We start from the raw sequence: 19,854 nt of genomic DNA, 5'->3' as shown, positions 1-19,854 counted from the left end.
AATTATATTAGATATTTAGATCTCGTTCAATAAATTGGTTTAATTAAATCCAAGTTATTTTAAATTTAGCACTTCCTGCATATCAAATAATTTTGGTTTTTGGTTTGCAATAAACTTAGCAGCCTTTAAAGCGCCTGATGCAAAATTCAAACGGCTGGTAGCTTTATGTGTTAGTTCGATTCTTTCCCCGTTGCCAGCTATGAGAACTGTGTGCTCTCCAACAATATCTCCGGCCCTGATCGTGGAAAAGCCGATTTCATTATCCCTTCTTTTTTCTTCACGCCCATATCTAGTGAAGATAGCATTTTTTTCCAGTGATACATTTAACCCATCAGCTGCTGCCTGACCTAACCTCAAGGCAGTTCCTGATGGGGCATCTACTTTATGTTTATGGTGAGCTTCAATGACCTCAAAGTCATATTCAGGAAGAAGTGTAGCGGCTTTTTCAACTAAAGATATAAGGACATTAATCCCCACACTCATGTTCGGAGCCATGCAAATTGGAATATGTTGGCTAAGCTGTTGAATTGAATCTAACTCCGATGAGTTAAATCCTGTTGTTCCAATGACATAAGCGACTTTTTGATCAGATGCTTTTTTTAAGAATTCCATCGTTCCTTCCGGTCGAGTAAAATCAATGATTACATCGCTATCAGAAAGGAGATGGTCAATATTATCTTGAATTAAGACTTTAGTTTCTTTGCCAATAAAATAGCCCGCATCATTTCCTACGGCATGGCTTCCCTTGATATCATGAGCGCCAACTAAAACTAATTCATCATCGCTAATGATTTCTTGAATTAACATTTGCCCCATCTTGCCAGAGGCGCCAAGAATAATAACTTTTATTTTACTCATATTTAAAAACCAATTTTTTCTAATAATAACTCAAAATATTTGGGATCAGATTCATCAGGTAAGGATTTAATTATATCGTCCTTGACCGATGAGCTCATCGACTGAGTTTCATCAATCGCAAATTTTTCTTCTTTACTATTGACAGCATCAGCTGAATCTTGAACTGAAATAATCTTCTCAGGCTTCTCCTGGCTAAGTAATTTTTCCTCTGCTTGTATTACATCAACAGACTTCTCTTCGATTGGAATGGCTTTAGACTCTTTCTCAACTGGCATATCTTTTGTCATTGCTGTCTCAGTCTCACTTTCCCAGAATTTAAGACGGCTTAACAGTGATTTGCTATCTTTCTTCTCCTCTTCTAATTCTTCCTTAGAAATTTTTATAGTTGCCTCCTCTGTCTTTTGATCCGTTTCATCTTCCCAAAATTTAAGTCGGCTTAGTAAAGAATTTTTATCCTTTTTTTGTTGTGCATAATCAGCCTCCGAAAGAGTAATAACTTTAGATTGTCTTTCTGTTTCCGCGCCAATCAATATATCATTAGACTGAATGATATCTCCTTTGACATCAACTAATTCATCATCAGCGAAACGGACCACAACATGCCGCTCTTCAATTAAGCGATCATCTTTAATCATTTTGTAAATATAATCCCAACGATTTTCGTGGAAAGAATCTTGAATTAAAGGGGTCCCAAGAACGTACTTTACTTGGGCTCTGGTCATTCCCGGCTTTAAACCCATGAGCATTTCAGCCGAAATAATATTTCCTTGTTGAACGTCTAGTTTATATATTTTAGCCTCGAAATAATCTATCGGACTTTTAACTGAACAAGCTGTTAAAAAAACGAAAGTAAGAAAAAATATAAGATGACGATAGCGCATTTATTGATCTATAAAATTTTTGAACATTAAGCTTGAATAATATACCATGATGATTATTAAATAAATTCATTGTCTGGAAAAATTATGGAAGATCATGTTGATTTTAAAAAAACAGGCCTAAAAGCAACCATTCCTCGTTTACGAGTTTTGAATATATTTGAAAATAACCGCGAAAAACATCTTTCTGCTGAAGAAATTTACAAGATAATGATTAATAATGGCGAAGATATAGGGCTGGCTACCATTTATCGAGTATTGACGCAGTTTGAACAAGCGGGCTTACTGTTGAAACATCATTTTGAAAGTGGTAAAGCGGTCTATGAGCTAAATGAAGAATCACACCATGATCATATTGTTTGCCTTCAGTGTGGTCACGTCGTTGAATTTGTTGATAGTGAAATTGAAAAAAGACAAAAAACAATTGCTGAAGACAATGGATTTACAATTATTGATCACTCGTTGTATTTGTATGGAGACTGTAAGAAAAAACCTTGCCCGCATAAAAAGTAATTTAGTTTAACAACTCTCTTGCATGCATCAACGTTGTCTCAGTTATCTCTAATCCACCAATCATTCTAGCTGTTTCTTTAATTCTTTCCTCAGCATTCAGAATATATATTTTAGAAATCGCCGTGTCTCCAGATTCTTCTTTATGAACTTTGAAATGGAAGTTAGCCTTTGATACGACTTGAGCTAAATGGGTAATTGAAAAGACTTGATGTTGACTGCCTAATTGATTTAAGAGGTTCCCAACAACTTCCGCAACCCCTCCACCGATACCAACATCGACCTCATCAAAAATCATCACAGGAACATTTGTATTTTTTGCTGAAGCAACTCTAATTGCTAGGCTTATTCTTGATAACTCTCCACCTGAGGCAGTTTTTGCTATAGGCGAAAAATCTGCCCCCTTGTATGTTTTGATTACAAATTTAACTTGATCGATGCCAGAAGCTAGCGGTTCTGTTTTTTCTACGTCAATTTTAAAATCAGCATTAGAGAAAGAAAGTTGATTTAATAAGAGTGAAATTTCACTACCTAATTTTTTAGCCGCTATGGCTCTCTTTTCAGATAAATTTTTTGCATTAGTTAAATAATCATCAAATGCTTTTTTTTCCAATACTGCAAATTGATTTTCTTCAAATAGTGTTGCAATTTCATCGAATCTCTTAAACCAATTTAATGATTCATTTTCGAACAACTCAGGTTGTATATGATGTTTTCGGGAAAAGTTGAAGACTCCTTGAATATAATCTTCAATTTCTCTAACCCTATCTTCATCATCATTGAATTTACTTAAATAATTATTTAAATTTCTTTCCAACTCACTCGCTTGAATTAATATCTCATTAGAAAGATTGAAGTCCTCATTAAGCTGATTATCAAGCTGAGCAGCCTCAGATAATGATTTATTTAAATCTTTTAAAATAACTGAGGCAGAGAGATCTTCATTATTAATGTAGTTAAGGCATTGTTGAATAAGGTTAATTAATTCTTTCGCGTTTGATAATTTCTTATGCTCTGCCTGAACAAACTCCCAATTTTCAAAGCTAAAATTTAGGTCTTTATATTCCTTAATTTTAATTTGAAGATCTTCATATTCCTCATGAATTTTAACTTTATTCTCATCAAACTCTTTTTTTCTTTTTTCAAGACTTTTCCATTCATGGAAAAGTTTTTGTGATTTTTTTTCAAGATCCGATGTGTCTGCATACTCATCAAGAATATTTAATTGAGTGTTGGCTTGAGTCAAAGAATGGAACGAGTTTTGGCTGTAAATATCGATTAATAACTCACTTACATCCTTTAGCTTAGATATTGGGCTAGGAATTGAATTAATATATGCTTTCGATCTACCATCAGCAAATATAGTTCGCCTGAGCAATAAAGATTCATCATCATATAAATCATTATCTTTTAACCACTGGATCACGGCTTGATTATTTTTTATATCAAACTCAGTAATAATTTCTGCTTTCTCACAACCCTTTCTGATTAATCCACTCTCACTCCTTGCACCCAAGGATAATGACAAAGCATCTATGAGAATTGACTTACCAGCACCGGTTTCTCCAGTCAGGCCAATAAACCCTTCTTCAAAGCTTAAATTAAGCTCATCAACAATGACATAATCACGAATATGAAGATTTGCTAACACGCTTTAACCCCAATTTAACTTATTTCTGAGCATCTCAAAATAACAATAATCTTTCGGATGCAATATAGTGATTGTGTTTTTGGACTTGTTGATAGAGATTTTATCTCTCAAGTCTAATGGAAATTTTATTTGGCCATCCACACTCAAAAATCCTTCATCCATATCAATGATTTTTGCAGATATAGGTTTTGTTGCATCCAATGCAATTGGTCTATTACTGAGGGTATGAGGACTGATAGGCACAATCGAAACGGCATCAATCGTCGGGTGAAGAATAGGACCCCCTGCAGATAATGCATAAGCCGTGGTTCCAGTAGGCGTAGAAATAATTATTCCATCTGATCTTTGTTTATGGAGTAATTTCTGATCCACACTCAATTCTAATTCAATAAGTCGCGAACCACTCTTAATGACAATATCATTAAAGGCAATAGACTCATATATCAGATTACCATCTCTCAGAACTTGTACTTGTAAAAGCATGCGTTTATCAGGTTCAAATGATCCTTGTAAGATTTCAGATAGCTCATTTTCCATGTCACCAAAACTTACATCGGCTAAAAAACCAAAGCGACCTAAATTAATACCTACAATGGGCACATCCAGATGAGAAACGGCTCTAGCGACACCCAGCATCGTGCCATCCCCTCCTAGCACAATAATTAAATTTACATTGCTGCACTCAGCTAAAGTAATCGATTGATATTGATTAATTTTAAATTGTTGTTGAGTTTTTTCTTCAATAAATACCTGAAGATCTTGATTATCTATAAACTTTATCAAGGAGTTAAGCTTGTCTAAAAAGCTTGGGTCCTCTTTGAGATTATTGTATTTTCCAACAATGGCAATTTTTTTAAAATTCATAAAGTAACCAAATGTATTTACTTGATATAATTGAATGAATAATTTTAATCTATTTAAATAATAACTACTAATTATTCAATATTCATAAATAGATGGATACCAGATCACAACAGCTACTAAAAGTTTTAATAAGCCAACATATTGCTGATGGCGCCCCCGTCGGTTCAAAAACCCTATCCGGCCATGCTGAAGTGGATTTAAGTCCGGCAAGTATTAGAAATATTATGAAAAATCTTGAGGATCAAGGATTTATCTCAAGCCCTCACACATCTTCAGGAAGAATTCCCACAAAAAAAGGTTACAGGTACTTTGTAGACACTTTACTGACTCATAAAAAACCAACAGCGCAAGAGATAAATCTTATTTCTGAAAAAATGAATAATATGCAATATGACTCAAATTCAGTTGCAGACACCTTGTCTAGCCTTACTCATCATGCAGGATTAATTCTCATACCCAAATTAAAAAAAAATACTTTTAAACATATCGAATTTATTAATTTATCTTCAAATCAAATTTTGGCGATTTTAGTGACTAGCGATGGCCAGGTGATGAATAAAATTCTTAAAGCAGATAAAGATTACCCACCTCATGAGCTGGTAGAAATTTCAAACTACTTTACAACAAATTACTCAGGACTAACGATTGAAGAGTCATTTGAGAAGATTGCTAAGGAAATCAATGAAACAAAGAAAAGAATGTACGATCTGATGCAATCAGCAATGGATAATTCTAATCCAAATAATTATGAAAATATTTTTATTAGTGGAAAAGAAAATTTAATTGATAATGAAGAACTTGCAAAAGATTTAGGTAGTTTGAAAAAAATCATTCAGATCTTTGATAAAAAAAATACACTTATGGACTTACTTGAAAAAAGTCAAAATTCTTCTGGGGTACAAATTTTTATTGGGGAGGAATCCGGTTATCACGGCCTCGACGAGTGTAGCATTATTACATCACCATATGAGGTAGATGGTGAGGTTATTGGGTCTTTGGGAGTCATAGGTCCAACAAGAATGGCTTACGAGAGAGTTATTCCAATTGTTGATATAACTGCTAAACTCCTTAGTTTGAATAATCACCGAAAAAAAATATAAATGGCCTACTATAATAAGGAACCTAAATATACACATGGAAATGAGCCCAAAGTTGGAATCATTTTAGCGAACCTTGGGACGCCCGAAAAACCAACCTCAGGAGCGTTACGAAAATATCTACAACAATTTCTGATGGACCGAAGAGTTGTAGAAATTCCCCGGTTTATTTGGTGCTGGATTTTGCATTTTATTATCTTAGTATTTCGTCCTAGCGCGAGTGCAGCGAAGTATAAATCCATATGGACTAAACAAGGGTCTCCTCTTTATGTAAATTTAAAAAAACAAAAAGAAGCTTTCAGTAAGCTCGTTCAAAAAAATATTAAGCAGCCAATAGAAATTGAAATTGGGATGAGTTATGGACAACCTTCCATTGCAAATGCAATTGATAGGCTCAAAGAAAAAAATTGTAATAAGATCCTTTTTTTTCCGCTTTACCCACAATACGCCTCATCATCCTCCGGGGCTGCCATGGATGGTTTATTTAAAAAATTAATAAAAACACGAAATGTTCCAGAAATAAGAGTGATTCGTAACTATCATGATCATCCAGCTTATATTGATGCACTCAGAAATTCCATTGCTAAGTTTTGGCAGAAAAAAAAGTCAAAACCTAATAAGCTGATAATGAGCTTTCATGGGGTTCCAAAAAAATCTCTATTACAAGGGGATCCCTATCATTGCGAATGTTATAAAACAGCACGATTACTCACTAAAGCACTTAAATTGAAGGAACATCAATATCAAGTCACATTCCAATCTCGCTTTGGTAAAGCAGAATGGCTTAAACCATATTTTTCAGAGGTCATTAAAGGTTTAGGTAGTGAAAAAAATATCAGCATAGATGTTTTATGCCCAGGATTCTCTAGCGATTGCCTAGAAACTCTTGAAGAAATCAATATGGAAGGCAGAGAAATATTCTCAGAACACGGGGGGGATCCAAAAAAATATCGTTATATTCCAGCATTAAATGATTCTGAAGAGTGGATTGGAGCAATGTTTGAGATTGCACAATCTCATCTTCAAGGATGGATTGATAAAAACTATACAATATCTAAAATTACCAAGGCATCTAAAGAAACCAAAACAGCTTTTGAAAAGGTGAAAAAACTATCATGATTATCATCACTGGTGCAGCAGGGATGATAGGAAGTGTTACAGCATGGCATCTAAATAATAACCTCGGTGAAAATGACCTCATTCTATGCGATGATCTTGCTTATGAAAATCAAGAGAAGAATTTAAGCAAGAGAAAGTATTTAGATTTTGTCAAAAAAGATCAATTGTTTACATCATTAAATCAGATTGATGCAAAAAGAATTGATGCCATTATTCATATGGGCGCAATCAGCGCCACGACTGAAAAAGTTTTTTCAAAACTTATCAAAGATAATATACGTTTTTCGCAAAAATTATGGTCATATTGCACTGAAAAAAAAATACCCTTTATTTATGCCAGTTCGGCGGCAACTTATGGAGACGGGTCGCAAGGTTATGATGATGAGATACATAGCGGGTTAAAACCATTAAACGCCTACGGATATTCCAAATATTTTTTTGATCGCTGGGCTTTAGATATGGCAGAAAAAAATGAATGTCCACCCTACTGGGCTGGCTGTAAATTTTTTAATGTATATGGTCCAAATGAATATCATAAAGGTCGTATGGCTAGTGTTGTTTATCATGCATTCAATCAAATCAATAACGAGGGATTGATTAAGCTTTTCAAAAGCAACAAGCCGCAATACGAAGATGGAGGTCAGTTAAGAGACTTTATTTATGTCAAAGATGCAGTCTCAGCCATGATCCATTTACTTAATACAAAAAAAATTAATGGATTATTTAATATAGGGACAGGCAAAGCTCAAACTTTTTTTGAGTTAGCGAAATCTTTAGTAAAAAATCATCAAGCCTCAATTGAACAAATTCAATTCATTGATATGCCATCTGATCTGGATGGAAAATATCAATATTTTACTGAAGCAAAAATTGATAAGCTCTTTAAAAGCGGTTACGATTTAACTTTTAATGATCTTGATTCTGGAGTTTCAGATTATTACCAAAATTATTTATCACAAAAAGATCAATACCTATGAATAAATTAATCTTCGATAATTTACTCACTCAAATAAAACATAATAAAAAAAATATTTTAGTAATTGGCGATGTAATGCTAGATCAGTATTACTTTGGTTCCATTGATAGAATATCACCAGAGGCTCCAGTTCCAATATTTAGTGTGAAAGATACAGAAAATAAATTAGGTGGTGCAGCGAATGTTGTTAACAATATTATCAATTTTGGCGCGAAAGCCTCTCTTGTTTCATCAGTTGCTAAAGACCAAAGTGGTGAAATATTGCTAGAACTTCTAAAACAAAAAAAAATTACCTCAAATATTATTTTTAAAAAAAATGATCTGACAACCACAAAAATTAGGAGTGTTGTTGGAAATCAACAATTGCTAAGGCAAGACTTTGATTCAAAATTAATCACCTTAACAAAATTGGAAGAATCAAAAATTATAAACAAAGTTAATAAAGATATATCCGTCATCATCCTTTCTGATTATGGCAAAGGGTTTTTAACTCAAGAATTGTGTCAAAAAATTATCTCTAAAGCTAATAAAGAAAAAATTCCTGTTCTTGTTGATCCTAAAGGAAATGATATTTCTAAATACAAAAATTCATTTGCCGTTACACCTAACAAAAAAGAAGCGTTATCTTTTACAAATATGGGGGATGGCGTCCCTCACGAAAAAACTCTAAATAAATTAAGAATACAAAATAATATTAAAAATATAATTGAAACAAATGGAGAAAATGGCATTAATCTCTACTCAAATGAGTGTCAAAAAAGATTTCCTGCTGTATCACCCAAACAAATATTTGATGTTTCTGGTGCTGGAGATTCAGTTATTTCTTCAATTGCTGTCGCATTGCATGCAGGCTTTAATATTGAAAGCTCATTAACTTTAGCCAATATAGCGGCAGGCACTGTTATCAGTAAAATTGGCACAGAGCCTGTATCTCTTGAAGATCTAAAAGACTTTTTTGTCACAAACGACTCTAGCATTGTGAGCAATAAAATATTTAAACTTGAGGAAATGGGATCCAAAGCTGCTCAACTTAAGAAGCAAGGAAAAACCATTGGATTTACTAATGGCTGTTTCGATATTCTCCATTCTGGTCACGTTTCATATCTCAACGAGGCAAAAAAGAATGTTGATTTTTTAATACTCGGTCTTAATACAGACAGCTCAATTAAAAAAATTAAAGGCTCATCAAGACCGATTGTTGATCAAGAAAATCGAGCTCAAGTTTTATCTGGTCTAAGCTCAGTTGATGCGATAGTTTTTTTTAATGAAAATACACCGATAAAATTAATCAAAACAATCCAACCTCATTTTTTAATCAAAGGAAATGACTATAAAGTTGAAGAGGTTGTTGGACACAAAGAAATAAAAAAATGGGCTGGAGAAGTAATGTTAATTGATCTTATTCCAGGCCAGAGTAGTACAAATATAATAAAAAAAATAAACCATAGTGAAAAATGAAAAGATTCTAATTTTTGGTCCATCCTGGGTGGGTGATATGGTGATGGCCCATTCCCTATTTGTAAATTTAAAAAGAAGAAATCCTCATTGTGAAATCCATTTAGCCGCCCCAAACTGGTCTATGGACATCGGATCAAGATTTCCTGAAATTGATAAATTAATACCTCTTGAATTCAAACATGGGAAATTCGATTTTTTTAAAAGGGTTGCGCTGGGTTTGAGGCTAAGGCGTGAAAGTTATGATGAGTGCATATTCTTAATCAATACCTTTAAGTCATTATTTAACATTGCTTTTGCAAACATACCGTTACGAACTGGATATGTTGGTGAATTAAGATCATTATTTCTGAATAATAGTTTTAAAAATAATACTGAACCTACAATTAGTAAATTTTCCAAACTATCAATAAAAAAATCATATCCATCCCCCAAGATAATTAATCCAAAAATTGCAAGTCATGAAAAAAATGGTGAAAATTTTTTAAAAAAAAATAGAATTCCAACCAAAAAACTTATTATTATTTCAGGCGGTGCAGAATATGGACCTGCCAAAATCTTACCTTCTGAAAAATATGCTTATATCGCAAATGAATTAATTAAAAAAAATTACCATATTTTACTAATCGGATCTGTGAATGACATAACAGTAAATCAAAAAATAAATAAACTCACAAAAAATAAATGTTTTGATATCACTGGTAAAACATCCTTGGCTGAATGTATTGATGTAATTAGTTGTGCGCAATATTTTTTGAGTAATGATTCAGGATTAATGCATATAGCAGCAGCCCTCAATGTGCCCCAGGATAGCTTCTTTGGATCCTCAGATCCAAAGAATACCCCTCCACTTAATAATAAAGCCATTGTTAATTATTTAAATCTTGATTGTAGTCCCTGCTTTGAAAGACAGTGTCCGCTGAAACATTTTGACTGCATGAATAAAATCGATGAAAAAGAAATTTCAAAAAGAATCATATGTCTACTAAACAAGTAACAATAATTGTTCCAAACTACAAAACATACGAATTAACAAAAGTATGTCTTAGGCTGCTTAGAAAAAATACCGATTTAAATCATGTAGATGTCATTGTCGTTGATAACAATTCAAATGATGAATCTACAAAATACCTTAAAAATTTACATTGGATCAAATTTATTCATAGGGATGGGATTCCAAATGAAGGCGGGCCAATGTCTCATGCACGAGCATTGGATTTAGCAATGGAAAATATTGATACTCCTTATGTAATTGTAATTCATACCGATACCTTTATGATCCACCCAGGCTGGCTAAATATCCTCATACAACCTTTTAATGATCCTGATGTAGCTGGTGTTGGATCTTGGAAGCTTGAGCAAAAAAATATTTTTCAAAGATTAGGTAAACATATCGAATACCTATTCAAAAAATTAAAAAAAAATAAGATTAATAATCAACGCTTTAATAAAGACTATTATTATCTTAGAAGTCATTGTGCAATTTACAGAACAGATCTGATCAAAAAAGTAAATTCATCTTTTTCAGATCAGAGTGAAAGTGCAGGTAAAGTTCTTCATAAAAAACTAATCCATGCAGGATATAAGATGATTTTTTTGGAATCTAATTTTTTAAATAAATATGTACATCATATCAATCACGCCACCCAGGCAATTAATGATGAATTTGGAATTCGTTCTGCTAACAAAGTGATAAAAGATTATTTCAGCTATATAAACAGAACTGAAATTAAAGAAATTTTAAAGAATGATAGTTTAGATAATTAAATCTTCCAGGTGCTTAACTGAAATAATATTTTCTGCCTTGACTGTTTCTTCCCAGGCAATAAAATCACTCCATCCTGAAATAAACACAAAATCAAGATTAAAATTTTTAGCAGTTTTAATGTCGTATTCTGCATCACCAAAAAAGATCGCTGGCATAAAATTATTATTACTTTCAAGATGGTGTTTGACTATCTCGTGTTTTGAATCTGGGCTCCCGTAAATACCATAATCAAACAAATGGTCAAGATTCTTTGCAGCTAAAATTGTTCTTACTTCTTCCTGATCACCTCCACTCATCACCATCCAATGCTGATTTTTTGTCAAATCTCTTAACTCATCTAATCCAGCAGCTACTTCACAATCATTTAATATTTTTAATACATGATAATTTAAAGATTTAATTAGAAATGTAAAATGCTCTTCATTAAATGACTGTTGTAATATATTTGTAAGGAAATATTTAAACTTTACATATCTTGAAATACCGGTATTTTCAACATGATATTGAACTAGCTCTTCAGCTTGGTCTTCTGTTGCACCAAAATCAATAGCTGCATATCGATAGGCTTCAGATTTTTTAAAGTTTGAATTTAACAACACGCCATCACAATCAAATATGATGGTGTTGTATTTAGTGAGATCCATTACACTTTTATAGATGTAGCCTCGGCAGCTAGCTTGGTAATTCCAGCCCAATCTTTATTATTAACTAACTCATTGGGTGTTAACCAAGTTCCACCACAGACTGGGACATTAGGCAATCTAAGAAATTCTGGTGCTGTTTCTACTTTTACTCCACCTGTTGGACAAAATTGAATGTTAGAAAAAGGCCCTGCAAATCCTTTCAATAAGCTTATACCACCAACGGCTACTGCAGGAAAAAGCTTTAAGAAGTCATAACCTTCGTCAGCAGCCATCATGACTTCACTCCCGGTAGATACTCCCGGAAGTAAAGGAAGGTCAATTCTTTTACATTCATTTGATAATTCTGAAGTAAAGCCTGGACTGACCGCAAATTTTGATCCGGCATTTTTCGCCTGAACTGCATCAGACTTAGTTCGTAAAGTTCCAGCCCCCGTGATTGCATCTGGCAGTTTGCTTGAGATTAATTCTATTGCATCAAGAGCACATTCTGAGCGCATTGTGATTTCAAGAACTCTAATGCCACCCTCTAAAAGTGCTTCTGCAATCGGTAATGCATCGTCAATTTTGTTAATAACAATAACAGGTATAACGGGACCGTAACTAGCTAGATCTTTTGTATTCATTAATTTCCTTTATTTAAATCCAAGTAACTGCCCCTTCTTCGGCGGTTAACACATTTTTTCTTAAGGCACCAAAAAGCTCTCGCCCCATGCCGTGACTATTATTTTGTTTTTTGTTTTCAGTTAGTGTTTCTACCTTTCTTTCAAACCATGTATCTTCATCCACTAAAACATTTAATGAGCCCACGGTGGCATTAATTCTTAACATATCACCCTCGCGAATCTTGGCAATGGCTCCACCTAAGGCAGCCTCTGGGCTCATATGGATCGCTGCTGGAACTTTTCCTGAGGCGCCACTCATTCTGCCATCAGTCACAATAGCAACTTTAAATCCTTTATTTTGTAACACAGATAATGGCGGGGTCAATTTATGAAGCTCTGGCATTCCATTTGCTTTCGGTCCTTGAAAGCGAACAACCGCAATAAAATCTCTCTCCAACTTTCCTTGATCAAATGCTTCCAGCAATTCCTCCTGAGAGTCAAAAATCATCGCTGGCCCCTCAATAATATATTTATCTTCTGGGATTGCAGAGGTCTTCATAACAGACCGACCGACATTCCCCTTTAATAGTTTTAACCCGCCGGTTTCTGAGAATGGTTTATCATGTGTTCTCACAATAGAGTCATCACCAGAAGTCTTTGGAAAATCAGTCCATGATAGTGAGCTCCCTGTTACAGATAACTTTTGTCCATATTTGTCCATGCCAGGTCCAGCAACAGTTAACACATCATTGAACATACAGCCATTTTCCAATAATTCTCTGATTACAAAACTAGGGCCGCCTGCTCCTTGAAACTGATTAACATCGGCAACACCATTTGGATAGACACTCGCCAATAAAGGAACAGCTTTCGCAAGATCATGAAAATCAGTCCAATCAATCACTATTCCAGCAGCTCTCGCGATTGCAACCCAATGAATTAAGTGGTTTGTTGATCCTCCAGTTGCCAATAATGCTGACATTGCATTAATAATCACTTTTTCATCAACCATTTCGCCTAAAGCAAATGATGTTTTATTGTCATTAACATTTCTGATCAACATTCGAACAGCTTCAGAAGTTAATTCATTTCTAGCATCGTCTCTTGGATGAATAAATGCCGCTCCAGGAACATGAAGACCCATCGCCTCTAATAACATTTGATTACTATTTGCTGTTCCATAAAACGTGCAAGTGCCCTCGCCATGATATGCTTTAGTTTCAGAATCTAACAGCTCTTTTCTGCCAACCTTACCAAGAGCGTATTGCTCCCGAACCTTTGATTTCGATGTATTGTCTATTCCAGTTGACATAGGGCCAGCTGGAATAAAAATAGCTGGCAAGTGACCAAAGTGTAGAGCTCCAATTAGTAATCCCGGAACAATTTTGTCACAAATACCTAATAATAATGATCCGTCAAAAACATCATGAGATAAACCAACTGAAGTGCTCATGGCAATCGTGTCTCTTGAAAATAAACTTAATTCCATACCAGGCTCTCCCTGGGTTACACCATCACACATAGCTGGAACACCAGCTGCAACTTGGACTGTAGAACCGTTTTCATTAGCAACAGTTCTGATTAGCTCAGGGTAATCCTCGTAAGGTTTATGGGCTGATAGCATATCGTTATAGGCAGTAACCACTGCTAGATTTGGTTTTTTTTCTTGCACGATTGTCAGCCTCTTATCGGGTGACAATGAAGCGAACGCATGAGCAACATTTGCACAACCGAGACGATCAGAACCACGACCTCTATTTTTCATTGCTTTTAATCTTTTAAGGTAAGCTGATCGAGTTGGTCTACTTTTCTCTTTAATTTTTTCTGCTAATTCGAGTATTAAATTTTTCATAATCTAAGATATTTATTTTGTTACTAATATATTTTCCATAATCATAAACTCTAAATCACATCCAAAAAACATGTTTAAAGCATCTTCAGGTGAGCAAACCATTGGTTCGCCTCTTCTATTCAGTGATGTATTTAGGACAACCGGAACACCCTTAAGCGACATAAAGTTTTTAAGAAGCTGATAGTATACTTTATTTGTTTTTTCATTCACAACCTGCACCCTGATCGTTTTATCCTCATGCACTACCTCAGGTATTTTTTTTATCCACTCTGGTTGAACATTAAATGTGAATGTCATAAATGGCGAAGGATGATTAGATCCAATAATAGATTCAGCATATTCTTCTAAAATGCTTGGACAAAAAGGTCGCCAACGCTCTCTATATTTTATTTGCTCATTGATTTTATCCGATATCTTCGGGGTCGTTGGATCTCCAAGAATACTTCGGCATCCAAGCGCCCTTGGACCAAATTCCATTCGACCTTGGAACCATGCCAAAGGATTCCCAGCAGCCAAGATTTCTGCGCCAACTTTTGCCGGATCAGTAATTTTTGTAAACTTAGGTTTTGAGCTATGATTTTTACAAGCATCTAGGCATTCTTTGGATGAATAACTAGGACCGTAATAAACATGCTCCATTTTTTTAATGGAATTGGTTTTATTGTCATGGATTGATGCAACATATGTGGCGGCTCCAAGCGAAGTTCCTGAATCTCCAGATGCAGGTTGCACAAATAATTCTTTCACATATGGAAGATCAATAATTTTTTGATTAAGTTTTACATTTAGCGCCACTCCCCCAGCCATACATATTTTGCCAGTTTCTCTAATGATGTCACCGAGGTAATAGTCAATCATCTGTAGAGCAATTTCTTCAAGTTTGTATTGAATAGATGCTGCATAATGAATGTAAGGTAAATCAATTTCATCACCGCTTCTTTTTTTGCCATACATATCTACAAATTTTGGTGAAAAATAATACCCTTTACCATTTTCTTTATATCTCCTCAAACCTATTACGTTAACTAAATTCGTATTAACTTTTAATTGTCCATTTTTAAAAGATACTAAATTTGAAAAATCATATAATGATGGGTCACCATATGGCGCCATACCCATGACTTTAAACTCACCGTCGAGCATATCAAAACCTAAAAATTCAGTAATGGCTCCATACAGTCCACCTAAAGATTCAGGATCATAAAACTCTTTTATTTTATGTATTTTTCCATTTTCTCCATAACCAAAAAATGTTGTTGCATACTCCCCTTTGCCATCAATACCAACGACAGCAGTCTTTTCTTTAAACCCTGATAAATGATAAGCACTTGATGCATGTGATAAGTGGTGTTCCACAGGTATTATTTTTGCTTTATTGATATTTAATGAAGTCATTAAGTCTTTTGCTTTATTCAGGTTTCTTCTGAATCTGCGATTTCCATTGAAGATGGCGTCAAGAGACCTATCAGGTGCATACCAATATCTTTTTGCATAATGCCAACGAGCTCTGCTGAAAAAAGGAATCTTTGCGTAAGGGAATGTTACTATATCAACATCCTCTGGATTTAAGCCACCTTCTTTTAAACAATATTTAGTAGCTTCTACAGGAAATAAATTTTTCGCATGTTTGTCTCGAATAAATCTCTCTTCTTCAGCAGCCGCAATGATTTTGCCATCAATGATTAATGCTGCTGATGCATCATGTCCAAGAACGCCAGATATACCTAAAATTTTCATATTAATTTTTCCAAAGATCTAATCGTTTTTAGAAATTTTGACTTGTTATTCCAATTTGAAAGAAAACGAATGATTTGTCTTTTAATTCTGGAATTATATATGGATTGGCTCAGTGAGAAAAATGATTTATCAAAATCAATCATTATTAATTGCATTTTTTTATCGACTAAAATATTTGTTTCCTTAAAGTCTCCATGAATGAATTTATAATGAATCAATTTGTTGAAAAGTTTGAATATATTTTTTTTAAGCTTTTCAATTTGCAATTTATTTTTTAATGACTCTTGATAGCTTACAATACTGACTCCATCAATTCTCTCCATAGCAAAATAACTTGTAAATTTGAAGAATAAAAATCTTTTTTCAAAATAAAAAAAGGGTTTGGGGCACGGGAGATTATGTAATTGAAATGTATTTGAAATTTGCCAAGAGTTTTTTCCTCTTGATTTAATAAATTGCATTTTAATAAAATGCCAGATACTTTTAACGTTGTATCTTTTGATAATCAAATCCTCAACACGAAAAACAGTGCATGTATTTCCATTTTTAATTATTTCAGCATTCATTAAAAAATTATCAATGTTATTAAATTCAAAATGGAAATTTCTTTGTTTTAATATTAAACAATTCAAGCTAGCTTTTTTTTCAAACTGTGAGGAATTTCGGAGTGTTTTTTTTTGAAAATTAGATATTTCTTTGTATAAATATAAATCTACACATTTTTTATGCAAAAATTCGATAAAGTTATATTTGTATGATGTTGCTTTTTTCAATAAAAATTCTGGATTTATTTTTGATGAAATCAGACTGAAGTTTAAAAACTTCTTAATTGTTTTTAAAAATTTTATTTTCTTTACAAGCCCTCCGTCAATCAAATAAACCTTACCATTTTGATATAAATAGTTTTTAAAGTGATTATCTTTTTGGATGACATTATTTTCATACATTTTTTTATTCAAGGCTAATACTTGTTTAATTACAGCTTGTTTTGATTGCAGTGATTCATTGCTAGTTAATAATTGATCAACAGTTATAGCATCATTTATTTTTTGGAAAATTATGTAATATTGATTAGATAATATGCCAAATGAAAAAACTCTTGGAGTTAAAATACCCGTATTTTTTAAATGAAATACCCCATGAAGGTCTTTTAGATACTCGCCCTTGTTATTAAAGAATTTAACAATACAGTTTACCCCATCAATTTTGGCGTCTACAACTCTTCTCTTTCCAGGAATTTCTCGCAGAACTTTTAAAATTTTAAGATTAACAATATCAACCATGTTTATTTTTATATTTTTCTAACATCAAGTTAGCCCTTTGCTCGATGTTTGATTTATAAGTATCAATGAAATTTTTATTGTAGTAAGAAGTAAAAAGAATTTTTTGAAAGATTTCTTCATTACCAAAATACTTTATAGAAAAAAATAAATCACCTAATTCTTTAATCTGTCGTCTTGAAGAAATCCTCTTATTTTTTTGAAGTCTATGGAAATCAATTAAATAAATTTTAATATTCTTTTTATTTTTCAATGAATCAAGATCTAGTAAAAAATGGCAGAGATACAGATCATGATGAACAATGCCATTCTGATGAAGCTTATTGATGATTTGAACTATTTTTTTATAAATCTGATCTTGATAATTCTTTTGATATCTAAGGTATTTTGCTTTACTAAAGAAAAAATCTAATTGTACAAAATTCTCTATTTTCTCACTTATAACAAAAGAACGATTACAAAAAAGTTTTTTTTCATTTCCATAACAGACTAAATTAGGTGTTTCCACTCCAATTTCTTTTAAAAAATGATAAGCGTTATATTCATTCCTAGCATCACTAATATCTTTTACAAAACCCAGATTATTTAAAAAATTTTGCAAAAAAGAGCCGTTAGAAAACCTTTTAATAAAATATCTTTTATTTTTAAAAAAGAATTCCAATGTTTCTCTATTGGCACCAGATCGAATAATCTTTCCCTCAACATTAAATAGAGTTGAAAAACTAGCGCCTTGGAAATCTTTTTTATTTGAGTAAAAGGTTAACATTAGTTAACAGTCTTCCTAAAAAATTTTGATGCTTAACTCTTGTTCTAAAAAGATTTAAGTTCTTAATAAGTGATTTTAAGCTTTTGTAATCTTTATTATTATCAAGCGTATTGATTATATCGATATATTTCCACAATATAACCTTATCAGTAATATTCGTAGCCATTTTGATAACCTGTGATTTACTATATGGGTAATTTGAATAATTTATTTTCGGATTTTTTATTAAATAGTTAGATAACATTCTCTCCATCACGAAGGGGTAAATCGGAGCAAAGTGATTTTCAGCTTTTCTATAAAATAAAACTTTTTTATCAGCTTTCATGCTTAAAATTTTATTTCTTGTTTTTTTAAGCTCTAAAACATATTTTTTCCAAAAAGAATATTTTCCTGCCCAGTAGTTAGAATAAACAAGGTTTTTTGGATTATGTCTTGAATTAAATCTAATAAAATTATTATTAGTATTAAGTAGTCCTGCTATTTTTTTTAAACCTTTATGAAAACTTTCTCCCTGATCCCACGAATTGAAAAAAATATAAGCCCATTTAGGGTCAGTATTAAACAAAATTAAGTCACGGTCATTGTTTTGATTAATAAATATATTTAGATCAGCGATATCAACCTTTAATTTATTTGTAAATTTTGGAGAAACTAGTGAATAAAAATTGCCATCATCTTTGATATATCCTGCATCAAAAAAATCAATCATATGAGATGTTTCTCTCTCATCTAAATATGGTTTTCCAATCTGATTGAAAATTTTAAAGCTAGGATAGACTGGCTTCAATGTTTCTTCTGAATAAGCAATTTGATAAAAATTACAAGACATCTTGAATGATCATTTTCATTTTTTTATAGTTACTATTTATGTCAAAATCTTTTGACATTCTAAGAGCATTTTTTGCATATTTTCTTCTAATTGTCACATCAGATCTTAATTTTGCAATATTATTTACCCAGTCAGATCCTTTATTTGCAAGCATCCCGGACTCGTATTCTTTAATCAATATGCTGTTATAACCAACATCAGAAGATACTATTGGTAAACCAGCCGATGCATATTGCAATAATTTAAAAGCACATTTTCCTTTACTCCAATTCGAATTGTCTAGTGGGGCTAACCCCACTTTCGCTGATTTAATTTCTCTATACTGACCGCTTTCACTCCATGCAATATTTTTAATTTTTATTAAGTCGCTTTCTAATTTAATATCAGAAATATTGACCAATCTTAAATCTTTAAATTTTTTATTTGCTTTTTCTAAAAAAGGGATGATTTCAATTAAATATCTACTAGTACTTTTGGATCCAATCCAAACAAGATCAAAAAAATTTTTATCTTTTTGAGCTGTTAAATTATATTTTGATATATCAAGACATGTTGGCACTAAAAAGGTTTTTTTATTGAATTTTTCTGCATGTTTTTTTAGAAAATCATTTCCGGCAAAAATCAGATCACTTTTACAACAAATGTATGAAAATTTTTTGAATTTATGAATTGAGATTTTTCCATCTGAATCCAAAAAAATTGCATCATCAAAATCATAAATAATCTTTTTTGACAAAATTCGAAGAATTTTATAAAAAAGTCTTGGTACTAATTTTCTTTGTAAAAATATGACATCAAAAAAAGGCGCCTTAAAGATTGCTTTTAGATAATTCAGGGGTCTTTTGGATAATCCTAAATGTTGATAACTTATTTTATCATTTTTAAGTAAATCACCATAAACAAGAATTCTCTCTCTTGAGGATGATGCATGCTTACCTTTGGTTAAAATAAGAATTTTTTTCATTTAG

The 19,854-nt window shown here is 32.7% G+C and carries 19 protein-coding genes; 7 read left to right on the top strand and 12 right to left on the bottom strand.

Annotated elements, in window-relative coordinates; translation table 11 throughout:
- Positions 1 to 54: 54 nt before the first annotated feature.
- Together dapB and QFA95_RS01815 are read right to left on the bottom strand one after the other, a co-directional pair.
- Entirely contained in the window at positions 55 to 858 is an 804-nt protein-coding gene (gene dapB / locus QFA95_RS01820) for a 4-hydroxy-tetrahydrodipicolinate reductase (RefSeq protein WP_486463138.1), read from the bottom strand.
- Between the two features lie 2 nt (positions 859 to 860).
- A complete protein-coding gene (locus QFA95_RS01815; RefSeq protein ID WP_486463137.1) occupies positions 861 to 1,739 on the bottom strand; it encodes an outer membrane protein assembly factor BamE in 879 nt (292 codons plus the stop codon).
- A gap of 84 nt (positions 1,740 to 1,823) precedes the next feature.
- Here QFA95_RS01815 and fur point away from each other — a divergent pair, with 84 nt between their 5' ends.
- Positions 1,824 to 2,249 carry a ferric iron uptake transcriptional regulator gene (gene fur, locus QFA95_RS01810; protein ID WP_486463436.1) on the top strand — a complete coding sequence of 142 codons (426 nt, stop codon included), beginning with the start codon at positions 1,824 to 1,826 and terminating at the stop codon, positions 2,247 to 2,249.
- A 1-nt stretch (position 2,250) separates the two neighbouring features.
- On the opposite strand, the gene recN is transcribed toward fur, so the two are convergent.
- Entirely contained in the window at positions 2,251 to 3,897 is a 1,647-nt protein-coding gene (recN, locus tag QFA95_RS01805; RefSeq protein WP_486463136.1) for a DNA repair protein RecN, read from the bottom strand.
- A 3-nt stretch (positions 3,898 to 3,900) separates the two neighbouring features.
- Positions 3,901 to 4,761 carry an NAD(+)/NADH kinase gene (locus tag QFA95_RS01800; protein WP_486463135.1) on the bottom strand — a complete coding sequence of 287 codons (861 nt, stop codon included), beginning with the start codon at positions 4,759 to 4,761 and terminating at the stop codon, positions 3,901 to 3,903.
- 92 nt (positions 4,762 to 4,853) lie between these two features.
- On the opposite strand from QFA95_RS01800, the gene hrcA reads away from it, so the two are divergent.
- From hrcA to QFA95_RS01770, 6 genes are read left to right on the top strand one after another with little or no spacing between them, the layout of a single operon-like run.
- Entirely contained in the window at positions 4,854 to 5,861 is a 1,008-nt protein-coding gene (gene hrcA, locus QFA95_RS01795; RefSeq protein WP_486463134.1) for a heat-inducible transcriptional repressor HrcA, read from the top strand.
- Entirely contained in the window at positions 5,862 to 6,977 is a 1,116-nt protein-coding gene (gene hemH / locus QFA95_RS01790; RefSeq protein WP_486463133.1) for a ferrochelatase, read from the top strand. It abuts the gene before it with no gap.
- Positions 6,974 to 7,954 (top strand): ADP-glyceromanno-heptose 6-epimerase, encoded by a 981-nt coding sequence (gene rfaD / locus QFA95_RS01785; protein WP_486463132.1) that lies wholly within the window; start codon positions 6,974 to 6,976, stop codon positions 7,952 to 7,954. The genes hemH and rfaD overlap by 4 nt, the downstream gene beginning before the upstream one ends.
- Positions 7,951 to 9,411 (top strand): D-glycero-beta-D-manno-heptose 1-phosphate adenylyltransferase, encoded by a 1,461-nt coding sequence (rfaE2, locus tag QFA95_RS01780; protein ID WP_486463131.1) that lies wholly within the window; start codon positions 7,951 to 7,953, stop codon positions 9,409 to 9,411. The genes rfaD and rfaE2 overlap by 4 nt, the downstream gene beginning before the upstream one ends.
- Positions 9,401 to 10,405, top strand: coding sequence for a lipopolysaccharide heptosyltransferase II (waaF, locus tag QFA95_RS01775; protein ID WP_486463130.1), 1,005 nt, complete (start codon positions 9,401 to 9,403; stop codon positions 10,403 to 10,405). Before rfaE2 ends, waaF begins: the two co-directional genes overlap by 11 nt.
- Positions 10,387 to 11,175 (top strand): glycosyltransferase family 2 protein, encoded by a 789-nt coding sequence (locus QFA95_RS01770; protein ID WP_486463129.1) that lies wholly within the window; start codon positions 10,387 to 10,389, stop codon positions 11,173 to 11,175. Before waaF ends, QFA95_RS01770 begins: the two co-directional genes overlap by 19 nt.
- Here QFA95_RS01770 and QFA95_RS01765 read toward each other — a convergent pair.
- The 8 genes from QFA95_RS01765 to QFA95_RS01730 are packed head-to-tail and all read right to left on the bottom strand — an operon-like array spanning position 11,164 to position 19,850.
- Positions 11,164 to 11,820, bottom strand: a complete 657-nt coding sequence (locus QFA95_RS01765; RefSeq protein ID WP_486463128.1) for an HAD family hydrolase — start codon at positions 11,818 to 11,820, stop codon at positions 11,164 to 11,166. The two genes, QFA95_RS01770 and QFA95_RS01765, sit on opposite strands and share 12 nt — an antisense overlap.
- Complete coding sequence (eda, locus tag QFA95_RS01760; protein ID WP_486463127.1) at positions 11,820 to 12,443, bottom strand: bifunctional 4-hydroxy-2-oxoglutarate aldolase/2-dehydro-3-deoxy-phosphogluconate aldolase; 624 nt, start codon at positions 12,441 to 12,443, stop codon at positions 11,820 to 11,822. Before eda ends, QFA95_RS01765 begins: the two co-directional genes overlap by 1 nt.
- Before the next feature lie 13 nt (positions 12,444 to 12,456).
- Positions 12,457 to 14,274 carry a phosphogluconate dehydratase gene (edd, locus tag QFA95_RS01755; protein ID WP_486463126.1) on the bottom strand — a complete coding sequence of 606 codons (1,818 nt, stop codon included), beginning with the start codon at positions 14,272 to 14,274 and terminating at the stop codon, positions 12,457 to 12,459.
- Between the two features lie 12 nt (positions 14,275 to 14,286).
- Complete coding sequence (locus tag QFA95_RS01750) at positions 14,287 to 16,011, bottom strand: carbamoyltransferase family protein (RefSeq protein WP_486463125.1); 1,725 nt, start codon at positions 16,009 to 16,011, stop codon at positions 14,287 to 14,289.
- On the bottom strand, positions 16,008 to 17,294 hold the full coding sequence (locus QFA95_RS01745) for an AarF/UbiB family protein (RefSeq protein ID WP_486463124.1): 1,287 nt from the start codon (positions 17,292 to 17,294) through the stop codon (positions 16,008 to 16,010). Before QFA95_RS01745 ends, QFA95_RS01750 begins: the two co-directional genes overlap by 4 nt.
- A complete protein-coding gene (locus QFA95_RS01740) occupies positions 17,287 to 18,057 on the bottom strand; it encodes a lipopolysaccharide kinase InaA family protein (RefSeq protein ID WP_486463123.1) in 771 nt (256 codons plus the stop codon). Before QFA95_RS01740 ends, QFA95_RS01745 begins: the two co-directional genes overlap by 8 nt.
- Positions 18,035 to 18,886, bottom strand: a complete 852-nt coding sequence (locus QFA95_RS01735) for a hypothetical protein (protein WP_486463122.1) — start codon at positions 18,884 to 18,886, stop codon at positions 18,035 to 18,037. Before QFA95_RS01735 ends, QFA95_RS01740 begins: the two co-directional genes overlap by 23 nt.
- Positions 18,876 to 19,850: a glycosyltransferase family protein gene (locus QFA95_RS01730; protein ID WP_486463121.1), complete on the bottom strand. Its 975-nt coding sequence runs from the start codon at positions 19,848 to 19,850 to the stop codon at positions 18,876 to 18,878. Before QFA95_RS01730 ends, QFA95_RS01735 begins: the two co-directional genes overlap by 11 nt.
- Positions 19,851 to 19,854 lie beyond the last annotated feature (4 nt).

The sequence above is a fragment of the Candidatus Methylolitoribacter marinus genome, from assembly GCF_051853155.1.
In the GTDB taxonomy this organism is placed as follows: Bacteria; Pseudomonadota; Gammaproteobacteria; order Burkholderiales; family Methylophilaceae; genus BACL14.
This window is presented reverse-complemented; position numbering and strand designations above follow the sequence as displayed.